Below are 11,816 nucleotides of genomic sequence, written 5' to 3' on the forward strand. Positions count from 1 at the left end.
GTCAGTCTTTTTGTGAAGCTGGCAGGTTAATCGCATATAGTATCCAAAAGTTTATTATATTTAAAGTGTAAAATTTACACATATTTCATTAAAATGAAAATAAAAAATACAATTGCGCTGGCAATAGGCGTTGTTTTAGCATCTGTTTCATCGAATGCTCAAACTACAACATTCAAAAAAGAAGAATTCAAACAATGGGCACAAACGCCTCCAATGGGATGGAACAGTTGGGATTGCTACGGTTCTACAGTCGAAGAACACGAGGTAAAAGCCAACGCCGATTATATGGTAAAAAACCTGAAAAAATTCGGTTGGGAATATATAGTTGTTGATATCAGATGGTTTGTCGAAAATGACAAAGCAGGAGGATATAATCAGACAGATCCACGTTATGTAATCGATCAATATGGAAGATATCAACCCGCCTTAAATCGTTTTCCATCTGCGAAAGACGGACAAGGTTTTAAACCTTTAGCAGATTATATTCATAAAAAAGGATTGAAATTCGGAATTCACATCATGCGAGGAATCCCTAAAAAAGCAGTTGAAGATAAATTGCCAATTAAAGGAACAAACGGAATTACGGCAGATCAGATTTTTACTACGGCATTGCAATGCGAATGGTTAAAAGACAATTATACGATTGTGGCTGATAAACCGGGAGCACAGGAATATTACGATTCCCTTTTTGAGCTTTATGCACAATGGGGCGTTGACTTTATTAAAATCGATGATTTATCGAGACCGTATCACGAAGGAGAAATCAACCTGATCAGAAACGCAATCGACAAATGCGGACGTAAAATTGTATTGAGCACCTCACCGGGAGAAACTCCTATTGATGCCGCGCCACACGTCACCACTCACGCCAATATGTGGAGAATGGTAGATGACGTTTGGGATACATGGCCACACATTACGCATCTGATGAGTGTAGCTCAAAAATGGTATCCATACATTGCACCGGGAACATGGCCGGACTGCGATATGATTCCGTTAGGGCGTATTTCGTTAAGAGGAGAACGTGGCGAAGACAGAATGTCGCGATTGACAAAAGACGAACAATATACTTTGATTACTTTCTTTAATATTTTTAAATCGCCTTTGTTTTTTGGTGGAGATTTGCCAAGTAATGACGCTTTTACTTTATCATTATTAACCAATAAAGAGGTGGTAAAAATGCATAAAGAAAGCACCGATGTAAAACAGCTTTTTCAGAAAGACGGAAAAATAGCCGTGACCTCAAAAAATCCAAAAGACGGAAGTGTTTATCTGGCGTTGTTCAATATTTCGGATACTGCTACAGAAACGATTTCGGTAAATGTATCAGATCTCGGAATTTCGGGAAATGTTACCGTTTTAAATCTTTGGACAGGTGAGAAATCAAAAGTTTCTTCTGCAGCAATTTCAGCAGAATTAAAACCTCACAGTTCAGTGCTTTTTCAATTAAAAGCTAAAAGATAATGAAGAAGTTTTTACTGTCTTATCGAATTCTGATCGTACTTTTTGCCGTTTTTATTTCATTTGCATTTGGTTTAAAATCAGAAGAGGACAAACCGGACAAGGTGTACCTTTTCGCGTACTCAACATTAAAAAATAATGGAAAAAACGGGCTTCATTTTGCGTGGAGTACAGATCAGAAAAACTGGTTTGGTGTAGGTCCTGAACATCCTTTTTTAAAATCAGATTATGGAAGTTGGGAACTAACAGGTAAATCAATGTCAGAAGCTTTTTTAATTAAAGATGATAACGGAATTTTTCATTGTTTTTGGGGAGTTCAGGATGATGTTTTTGCAGCTGCTTCAAGTAAAGATTTGATGAATTGGACAAGGCAAAGTTACATTCAGGCAATGAAAAATGTGACGAAAAAAGAATCCGGAAAATCAATTATTCAAAATATAAAAGTAAGTAAAAAAGGAGGGGATTATACCATTCACTGGAAGGCGGATAACGCAAATTATGCCAGTGTTACCAAAGATTTTAAAACATATTCTAAAGCAATAACTGATGAGAATAAAGTTCCTCAATTTAGTGAAATTACATTACAGGGAGAAACTCAAAAAGGCACCATTACTGAGGTCGATTGGACTTTAATTGATTCGTTGGTTAAAAGCATGGAATCATTAAAGTTTAGAGACAAACAAGACAATGTTTCACCTAAAAGTGATAGTTTGCTGTTTGTTGGCCTGAAACCTGTAACGGCTCAAATTAGCATTGACGGAAAAAATTCTAAAAAAATAAGCAATATGCTTACGGGAATGTTTTTTGAAGATATTAATTACGCTGCAGATGGAGGTTTATATGCTGAATTGATTCAAAATCGTGATTTTGAATATTCGCTGCACGATAAAAAAGGCAGCGATAAAAACTGGAATGAAACAATGGCCTGGAGTGGAAATTTTAAAGTGGAAAAGGCCAATCCAATTCATCCTAATAATTCACATTATGCTTTACTCACAAAGAGTAAAATCAGCAATTCAGGTTTTGACGGAATTCCGCTTAAAGCGAATGAAAAATACAATTTTAGTGTTTTTGCAAAAGGAGCAAAATTTACGGTAAAACTAATTGGGTCTAACGGAGAAACTTTGGCGGAAGTCACACTAAAACCAAATACTTCATGGAAAAAAATCACGGTAGTGCTAAAAGTAGCAAAAACGGTAAGCGATGCTCATTTAGAAATTAGTTCTGATGGAGAAGTTGCCGTTGATATGGTATCTCTTTTTCCTCAAAAAACGTTCAAAAACCATAAAAACGGACTTCGTGCTGATTTGGCTGAAACTATTGCAGATATGCATCCAAAGTTTGTGCGTTTTCCTGGTGGTTGTGTGGCTCACGGCGATGGAATAGGAAATATTTACCGTTGGAAAAACACTATTGGACCTTTAGAAAGCCGAACTCCAATGCGTAATATTTGGGGATATCATCAATCTCTTGGATTAGGATATTTTGAATATTTTCAGTTTTGTGAAGATTTAGGTGCGCTTCCTGTTCCGGTTTTGGCGGCAGGAGTTCCGTGTCAAAATTCATCTGATGGAGGTGCCGGACAACAATTTGGTATTCCGATGGAAGACATGGATGAATACGTGCAGGATGTTCTGGATTTAATTGAATATGCCAACGGACCCGTGACAAGTGTTTGGGGTAAAAAACGTGCTGAAGCAGGGCATGCTAAACCTTTTAATTTAAAATATGTTGGTATTGGTAATGAAGATTTGATCAGCGATGTTTTTGAAGAACGTTATAGAATGATTGTGAAAGCCGTGCAGGAAAAATATCCGGAAATTACCATTATTGGTACTGTGGGACCCTTTTTTGAAGGCACAGATTATAACGAAGGATGGGCAATTGCCAATGATTTAAAATTACCAATTGTAGACGAACATTATTATCAAAGTCCGGGTTGGTTTATTAATAACCAGGATTTTTATGACAGCTACGACCGTTCTAAATCAAAAGTGTATTTGGGAGAATATGCATCTCGTGGTAATAAATTTTACAATGCTTTAGCCGAGGCACTATACCTTACGGCTATTGAACGAAATGGAGATGTAGTTACAATGGCTTCTTATGCGCCTTTATTAGCTCGTGAGAAACACACGCAATGGAATCCGGATTTGATTTATTTTACAGGAAATGAAGTAAAACCCACAGTAAATTATTTTGTACAGAAATTGTACGGTCAAAATCCGGGCGATATTTATTTGCAGCGTAAAATAAAATTATCAGATACTAATAATGAAGTTCATAAGCGAATTGGTGTGTCAGTGGTTCAGGATAATGCTTCAGGAGATTTGATTGTAAAGTTGGTCAATATGCTTCCGGTTGCGGTAATTCCATCAATAGATTTATCGAATTTAACGACAACTGAAAATGCAGGTTATACTACATTTTCAGGAAGTCCCGAGAGCACAACTGCCAGACCAATATCTCAAACTATAACGGTTAAGGCAGCATTTTCAAAAGAATTACCTGCTTATTCATTTACTGTGATTCGTATGAAAACTAAATAATTTTTCAACTATTTAAAGTTATATTTTGAAAGATGAAAACCATAATAAACAGAATAGATAATGAAAAAAACACATTTTAGTCTTGTATTATTTTTAATGATTTTTAATTTCTTACAAGCACAGAATACTACAAAAGGAACTCCGCGTGTTATTGCGGAGAAAGATTTAACGGCTTATTTGTTTGTGTATTTCACCGGAAATTCGGTTGAAGAAGAAGCAGTAAGATACGCTGTAAGTGCCGATGGTTATCATTATTATCATTTAAATAATAATAAACCGGTTATCGACAGTAAAACGATCAGTTCAACCGGAGGCGTTCGTGATCCGCATATTTTACGTGGAGAAGATGGCAAAACATTTTATATGGTTTTGACCGATATGATTTCATCAAAAGGCTGGGACAGTAATCGTGCGATGATTTTGCTTACAAGCACAGATCTTGTAAAATGGAAGAGTAGCGTCGTTAATATTCAGACTGCTTTTCCTGAAAATGAAAACCTGAAACGGGTTTGGGCGCCACAAACTATTTACGATGCGAAAGCAGGAAAATATCTGGTTTATTTCAGTTTGCAATATGCCGGCGGACCCGATAAAATTTATTATGCTTATGCCAATAAAGATTTCACCGCTTTAGAAAGTGCTCCAAAATTGTTATTTGTTCCAAAATCTGAAAGAGCTTGTATTGATGGAGATATTATTGAGAAAGATGGCGTTTATCATCTTTTTTATAAAACCGAAACGGAGAAAGCAGGAATAAAAGTGGCCACAACAACAGATCTAACTTCAGGAAAATGGACAGAAAACGACAATTATCTACAACAAACCAATGATGGGGTTGAAGGTTCAAGCGTTTTTAAACTCAATAACTCTGATGATTATATCCTAATGTACGATGTGTATACCAAAGGAAAATATCAGTTTACGAAAACTAAAGACCTGGAGCATTTCACAGTTATTGATAACGAGATTTCAATGGATTTTAATCCGCGTCACGGAACTATCTTACCGATAACGCGTTCTGAATTGAAAAGGCTTATTGTGAAATGGGGAATGCCGGAGAAATTGCCAAAAATAAATAATAATCCAGTTTTGGAAGGTTATTACGCTGATCCTGAAATTTTATATTCAAATAAAACCAAGAAATATTACATCTATCCAACAAGCGATGGGTTTGATGGTTGGTCAGGAAACTATTTTAAAACCTTTTCATCAGATAATTTAACCGACTGGAAAGACGAAGGAATTATTGTAGATCTTAGAAAAGATGTAAGCTGGGCCAATAGAAATGCCTGGGCGCCTTGTATTGTCGAGAAAAAAATAAAAGGAAAGTACAAGTATTTTTATTATTTTACAGCGGCTCAAAAAGTAGGAGTAGCATCATCTGATAATCCTACAGGACCTTTTAAAGACAGCGGAAAAGCTTTGGTAAACACAAGACCTGATGGCATAAAAGGCGGTCAGGAAATCGATCCGGATGTTTTTACAGATCCTAAAACCGGTAAAAGTTATTTGTATTGGGGCAATGGTTATATGGCTGTAGCCGAATTAAATGCCGATATGATTTCACTTAAAGAAGGAACGACAAAAGTCATTAAGGTAGATAATACATATAGAGAAGGAACGTATGTTATCTATAGAAACGGACAGTATTATTTCTTGTGGAGTGAAGACGATACCAGAAGCCCAAATTATAAAGTAAGATACGGAATTTCGAAATCGCCTTTAGGGCCAATAGAAATTCCTGAAAACAATATTGTTATACAAGGAATTCCAAATGAAGGAATTTATGCAACCGGACATAATTCGGTTTTGCAAATTCCAAATAAAGACGAATGGTACATTGTTTATCATCGATTTTCATATCCAACAGGAATAAAAATGGGAGATGCCGGCGGATTTCATCGTGAAGTCTGTATCGATAAATTAGAATTTAACCCAGAGGGAACAATAAAACAAGTAATTCCTACTCATGAAGGAGTTGGAAGTTTAAAGTAAATTTTTTGTCTTATAGACTAGTCGCGATTAATCAATACGTTTGATAAGCAAAAATACAGTTTTATATTTTTTTAAAAATAGCTTCGTCTTTTATAAACTAACAATATGTTTTTATTTATTCAGCAAAATTTGATTTTAAGTGAATTTAATTCATCTAAAAAGCAAAATCAGTGAATTAAATTTAGTAAAATTGTGAATTTTATTTTGTTGAATCATTTTTTTTTATATTTTTGATGAAATAAAAGCTACTGATTTGATTTCTAGGAAAATAAATAAAATTTTAAAAACTAAATCTCTTACTTTAAGAGGTCTTCAGCCTATCTTCAATTGTTGATGAAAATTGGTACGAAACGTTGCTTTTCTAAAAGCTTCCCATTTACCATTTAGTTATTTTATTTTTAATTTTCTCAACCCTGATAAATGAGCTCTAATAACTTAATACTCCTTGATATTGATTGCAAATCACTTTATTTAAAAGGATTGCAGCCAATATTCAATTGCTGAAAATAGCTTTCTTCATAGATTACAGATTTCAATATTTAATTTCTGCTTTAGAAATGGTATTGAAGTAATATTCCATTTTATTAAATTTTAAAAGATTGAAATATAATTTTCAATAGCATTTAAAATTGTGCGATGACTATTGTAATATGGTTTAAGCATTTTTACAAAAGTTTGATTTGCGATTTTAGGACTATTGTTAGTGTATAAATTTTAACATTAAACAAAAAACATATTATGAAAAACATTTACAATATCAATATAAATCGTTTGACAATTTTATTGTTCCTATTAGCAATAAATTTTACATATTCACAAACTTACACAAGCTGGATAACCGGAAGCACTTCGGATGTTAATGCCACTACAACAGGCGGTACATGTTTAATGGGAGGCGGCACAGATAATGATGATGCAATAAAATGGATGATACAAAAATCAGGTGGTGGAGATTTTGTTGTTATCAGATCTACTGGCACAGCAGGTTACAATGATTATATCTATGGATTGGGAACGGTAAACTCTGTAGAAACAATTCTAATAGATAGCAGGTCAAAGGCTGGTATTGCAGAAATTGCAACAAAAATTAGAAATGCTGAAGCTTTATTTATTGCAGGCGGGGATCAGGCCACTTATGTCTCCTATTGGAAAGATACTCCGGTAGAAGACGCTATAAATTATCTTATAAATACAAAGAAGGTACCTGTTGGAGGAACTAGCGCCGGATGCGCTATTCAGGGTAAATATTATTATAGCGCTGCAAATTCAAGTGTAACCTCAGCACAGTCCCTGGCCAATCCATATAATTCAGACATGACCATCGGAGTAAATGATTTTCTAAACAATCCAATATTAGCTAATGTAATCACTGATACACATTATAATAATCCGGATCGGAGAGGAAGGCAAACCGCTTTTATTGCCAGAATGTGGAAAGATTTAGGTGCCGGATTGAATGCTAAGGGAATTGGAGTTTACGAAAAAACGGCAGTTTGTATTGACCAGAATGGTATGGCTAAGGTTTTTGCTCCTGCAAGCGCAAACTATGCTTATTTTTATCAGTTTGATACCAGTTCCACACCAGAAACGGTAACTTCAGGCTCTGCTTTAACCTGGAACAATAGCGGAAAAGGGGTAAAAATCATCAAAATTGAAGGAGATAATACAGGGTCAACTACACTAAATTTAAACGACTGGACGACAGTTTCAGGTTCTAAAGCAAGTTATGGTGTGATTAAAGTAATTAATGGAACTTTGACAGAAACATTAGGTACTGCACCATCTGGCTGTCCTGCACCTGCAAACTTAACGGCTGGCAGCATAACAACTAATTCTGCAATCCTTAATTGGGCCGGTTCAGCAACAAATTATACTGTAAAATATAAAGCAAACAGTTCCTCGACCTGGACAACACTTAGCGCGACAACAACGACTTCTGTTAATCTGACAAGTTTAAATGCTAATACTGGTTATAATGTTGAAGTTTATGGTAATTGTACTAGTGGTTCTTCTACTGCGGCATCGCTAAATTTTACCACAACTTCTGGTGGGGGCGGTACAGTGACCTATTGTTTTTCTAAAGGCAGTGATGCCAGTAGGGAATGGATCAAAAAAGTGGACATTGGCAGTATTAGTAATTTAAGTAATTCAAATGGAGGCTATGCTGATTTTTCTTCACAAGTTGCTAATATCTCTAAAGGAACAGCGACGACTTTGACATTAACGCCTGGATTTAGCGCAACGAGAAAATTATATTGGAAAGTATTTATAGATTTAAATAATAATGGTCTTTTTACAGATTCAGGAGAAGAGGTATATGCTGTTTTTAGCAGCCAGACTCTCACACCTCAGATCACTATACCATCATCAGCGGCTGTTGGTAGTATAAGAATGCGAATCATAATAAGTTATAACTCGATTACATCTTCTTGCGGCACATATAATTATGGAGAAACAGAAGATTATACATTGAATGTTTCAGGCGGAACTGCAAAATTTATGGAAAGTAAAAATAGGGAAGAGACTAATACTGCAATTGTTGTTTACCCAAATCCGGCCGTAGATATCTTTAAAATTGATTTTGCATTGGCAGAAAAAGAGGATATTCAGGTTTCTATTTATGATATGAATGCTTCGCTTGTAAAAACAATCATTGCAAACCTGGGGCAAAATAGCGTAGAGGTAAACGTTTCAGATTTAAAGGCGGGTCAATACCTGCTTTATATCCGAAGGGGGCAAGAAGTCATAAAACGCTCTAAATTTATCATATCAAAATAATTTTTTAAAGTATTTGCAGGTAATGGGATCAATAGATTTCGTCCTTTTTATTTGTGCCAGAAATAGCTATGTTTATATTAGGAGGCTATTTTTCAGATGAATATGCTTCCTAATATTACCTATTTACTGATTTCTCTGCATTTGTGTTAATTCCGGGAATCAATTTTGATTACCGTTGTTAGCGCAAGGCTTGAAAAATCTAAAGCACTCAAAAAAGAAATCACCTTATTTTGTACATTTTGATCCTTTACCATATAAAAAAAATCAGTTTCGCCATAATTTTTTTCTTTGTTTTTTCCATATATAGTTGAAGGTTGTAATTTATTAAAGATTTTTACCACATGTGCATCTGGTAGGAGCGAAGCGATTTTTTCAGCAGAAGATTTCTCTATTATAATGGGTAGAGAAGAAGTTGAACATTCAAAATTAAAAATAGGATTATTAGTATGTAATATCAGTTTTTTTGACATATCAGGTAAATGGGATATTGATGATTCCAAATCTTCCCAATCGACAGATAATAGAATAATTTCTGCTATCGCCGCGTCGTATATATCAACTAATTTTACATTAGCGCCCATATTTTCAATTACTTCTTTCCAACAGTTCGTTTCCTTTGTATGGCTGATTAATACTTCGTAGCCTAATTTCGCAGCTCTATGGGCGTATTCCATATTTATAATTCCAATACCAATAATTCCTATTTTCATTTTTTTAATATCTGTTTAATTTTAGACAGTTAAATTACCATTCAAACAATAATAGTGGTGGCAGCAGCAAAAGCATAGATGTGATTACCAAAAAAAGCAATAAATTCCGGCACCACTTAAACCATGTATTATAGGGTATTTTAGCTATAGTAAGGGCGCCCATTGTTACACCACTAGTAGGGAGAATAATATTGGTTAAGCCATCTCCGAGTTGAAATGCCAAAACTGTAATCTGTCTGCTGATTCCTAAAATATCACTTATTGGAATTAAGATTGGCATTGTCAATGCAGCTTGTCCTGAACCTGATGGAATGAAAAAGTTTAGTAAAGATTGAAAAAACATCATAAATTCCACAGAAATAACTTTAGGAGTACCCTCCGTTATTGCCACAATAGAGTTTAAAATGGTGTCAATAATCTTACCTTCCTGGGTAATAATCAAAAGTCCTTTGGCTAAGCCAATAACCAATGCAGCAGGCATCATTTCTTTGGCACCTTCGGTAAAATCATCGATAGCTTTGGAAATAGGTAATTGATAAATTATCGCAGCCGTTAAGCCAAGGGCAAAGAATAATCCACAAATTTCAGTAATATACCAGAAATAAGCACTTACTCCATAAATCAAAATGATTATAGAGAAAAAAAGCGACAACAAGATGAGCTTTCTTCGAATGGTTAATTCCATATGATCCATTTTTACCATTGAATTGGTATCCTCTGATAGGGTTCCATATAACAAGCTTTTTTCCGGATTTTTTTCAATTTTAACAGCGTACCGGGTAATCACAAAACACGCTATCGCAGTTAGCGTAAACCATACAAATAATCTGTATTCCATGCCGCTAAAAATAGGTATTTGTGCAATTCCCTGAGCCACTCCAATGGTAAAAGGATTACTGAACGCACCTCCGAATCCTACTCCTGTGCCTACTATTGGAATTGCTGTTCCTACTATAGCATCATAGCCCATTGCTTTGGCCATTGGAACAGTAATTAAAATAAAAATTAATATTTCCTCACTCATCCCGAATGTGGCACCGGCAAATGAGAATAAAGTAATAATAGCAGGAACAATAAAAACTTTATATTTAGGATGATTTTCGCTGAATTTGATGATATTAAAAAGTCCGGCATTAATAGCTCCGGTACCATTTATTATTCCAAATGCGCCCCCCACTAAAAATACAAATGCGATGATTAAAGAGGCTGAAACAAATCCCTTTATAGGAGCGGATAAAAATGCTTGTATGCCTTGTGGCTGCTGTGCAACACTTTTGTAAGATCCCGCAATTATTTTTTCAGTGTTATTGACAGTTTCTCTTTCAAATTGACCAGCGGGAATAATCCAGGTTAGTGCAATAAAAATCACTGTGATAACCAAAATTATGGTCAGTGTATCCGGAAATTTTTTGAATAGTTTCATTTTTTTAAAGTTTAAATTTATCTCCCGGAAGAAGAATATTTACATTAATGTTTTTACCACCAAGAAGTCCATTTCTTGTTTTAATACTTTCTTTATTCAGATTTTCTAAAAGAATAACTTGTGACAGACCGGTTACCATTGCAGAATCACCCTGAACAATTATAGCAGTTGATTCATCAATACCAATGGCTTTTTTATCCGGATTTTCGAGCGCAACAGCCAATAATCTATTCATTCTCATACGATAGATGAAATGTTGGTCTATAATTGCAGACGGGAGTAATCCAAGGCCCTCTTTGATCTCAAAATTTCCAGCTTCAATAGTCTTGAATTCTCCCGTATACCTGGGGTGTTTATGCTCAATTCCGGTTATCATTTTATGGCTCATTACGGCTGCGCCCGCACTTGTTCCGGCAATTGTAGCTCCGTTTTTATACGCTTCATGTATCGCATTATAAGCTGAAGTATGCAGAACCTTATCCATAAATAAATTTTGATCACCTCCGGTAATGTAAATTAATGTTGCTTTTTTTAAAGAGTCAATTTGAGGTTTACTTTGTAATTCTTTTTTAAAATTAAATGATTTTATTTTGTCAGGATTTATGCCAATTGCAACGAATTCTTTTTTAGCGTAATATGCGGCAGAATCGGGCTCTTCGCTCGCCATGGGCAGTAGTGCGATAAAATTATCTTCTTTTAATCCACTAACATTTATTAGTTCCTGTAATAGCAATTTAGATTTTTTTCCACCCCCAATTATAAATAATTTTCCTTTGGAAGTATTTCTTATGTTTTTTTCTTTTTTGAAATTGTTTTGGGTCGCATAACTTTTCTGAGCTGATTTGCATGAAAGACCAATCAGAGTGAGCAGGACCAATAAGAATTTTGCAGTTTTCATTT

General features: G+C 35.0%; 7 protein-coding genes. 4 read left to right on the forward strand and 3 right to left on the reverse strand.

Features of this window, described 5'->3' with window-relative positions; translation table 11 throughout:
- Window positions 1-93: 93 nt before the first annotated feature.
- The 4 genes from HAV12_RS08670 to HAV12_RS08685 all read left to right on the forward strand — a co-directional run bounded on the left by HAV12_RS08670 (window position 94) and on the right by HAV12_RS08685 (window position 8,783).
- Complete coding sequence (locus tag HAV12_RS08670) at window positions 94-1,464, forward strand: glycoside hydrolase family 27 protein (RefSeq protein ID WP_171569294.1); 1,371 nt, start codon at window positions 94-96, stop codon at window positions 1,462-1,464.
- On the forward strand, window positions 1,464-4,010 hold the full coding sequence (locus HAV12_RS08675; RefSeq protein ID WP_171569295.1) for an alpha-L-arabinofuranosidase C-terminal domain-containing protein: 2,547 nt from the start codon (window positions 1,464-1,466) through the stop codon (window positions 4,008-4,010). Before HAV12_RS08670 ends, HAV12_RS08675 begins: the two co-directional genes overlap by 1 nt.
- Window positions 4,011-4,070: 60 nt before the next feature.
- Window positions 4,071-6,005, forward strand: coding sequence for a family 43 glycosylhydrolase (locus tag HAV12_RS08680; RefSeq protein WP_171569296.1), 1,935 nt, complete (start codon window positions 4,071-4,073; stop codon window positions 6,003-6,005).
- Window positions 6,006-6,743: 738 nt separating this feature from the next.
- A complete protein-coding gene (locus HAV12_RS08685; RefSeq protein WP_171569297.1) occupies window positions 6,744-8,783 on the forward strand; it encodes a GEVED domain-containing protein in 2,040 nt (679 codons plus the stop codon).
- Between the two features lie 146 nt (window positions 8,784-8,929).
- On the opposite strand, the gene HAV12_RS08690 is transcribed toward HAV12_RS08685, so the two are convergent.
- Genes HAV12_RS08690 through HAV12_RS08700 form a run of 3 tightly spaced genes read right to left on the reverse strand, consistent with a single transcriptional unit; the run spans window position 8,930 to window position 11,814 of the window.
- Window positions 8,930-9,493, reverse strand: coding sequence for an NAD(P)-binding domain-containing protein (locus HAV12_RS08690; RefSeq protein WP_171569298.1), 564 nt, complete (start codon window positions 9,491-9,493; stop codon window positions 8,930-8,932).
- A 34-nt stretch (window positions 9,494-9,527) separates the two neighbouring features.
- The gene (locus HAV12_RS08695) at window positions 9,528-10,916 is read right to left on the reverse strand and encodes a YfcC family protein (protein ID WP_171569299.1); all 1,389 of its coding nucleotides are present in this window, start codon (window positions 10,914-10,916) and stop codon (window positions 9,528-9,530) included.
- A 4-nt stretch (window positions 10,917-10,920) separates the two neighbouring features.
- Window positions 10,921-11,814 (reverse strand): cyanophycinase, encoded by an 894-nt coding sequence (locus tag HAV12_RS08700; protein WP_171569300.1) that lies wholly within the window; start codon window positions 11,812-11,814, stop codon window positions 10,921-10,923.
- Window positions 11,815-11,816 lie beyond the last annotated feature (2 nt).

This window comes from Flavobacterium sp. CLA17 (assembly GCF_013112255.2).
GTDB lineage: Bacteria > Bacteroidota > Bacteroidia > Flavobacteriales > Flavobacteriaceae > Flavobacterium > Flavobacterium circumlabens.

Coding starts and splice junctions, on each gene's coding strand:
- HAV12_RS08670 (WP_171569294.1), top strand. CDS start 94: ATGAAAATAAAAAATACAATTGCGCTGGCAATAGGCGTTGTTTTAGCA.
- HAV12_RS08675 (WP_171569295.1), top strand. CDS start 1,464: ATGAAGAAGTTTTTACTGTCTTATCGAATTCTGATCGTACTTTTTGCC.
- HAV12_RS08680 (WP_171569296.1), top strand. CDS start 4,071: ATGAAAAAAACACATTTTAGTCTTGTATTATTTTTAATGATTTTTAAT.
- HAV12_RS08685 (WP_171569297.1), top strand. CDS start 6,744: ATGAAAAACATTTACAATATCAATATAAATCGTTTGACAATTTTATTG.
- HAV12_RS08690 (WP_171569298.1), bottom strand. CDS start 9,493: ATGAAAATAGGAATTATTGGTATTGGAATTATAAATATGGAATACGCC.
- HAV12_RS08695 (WP_171569299.1), bottom strand. CDS start 10,916: ATGAAACTATTCAAAAAATTTCCGGATACACTGACCATAATTTTGGTT.
- HAV12_RS08700 (WP_171569300.1), bottom strand. CDS start 11,814: ATGAAAACTGCAAAATTCTTATTGGTCCTGCTCACTCTGATTGGTCTT.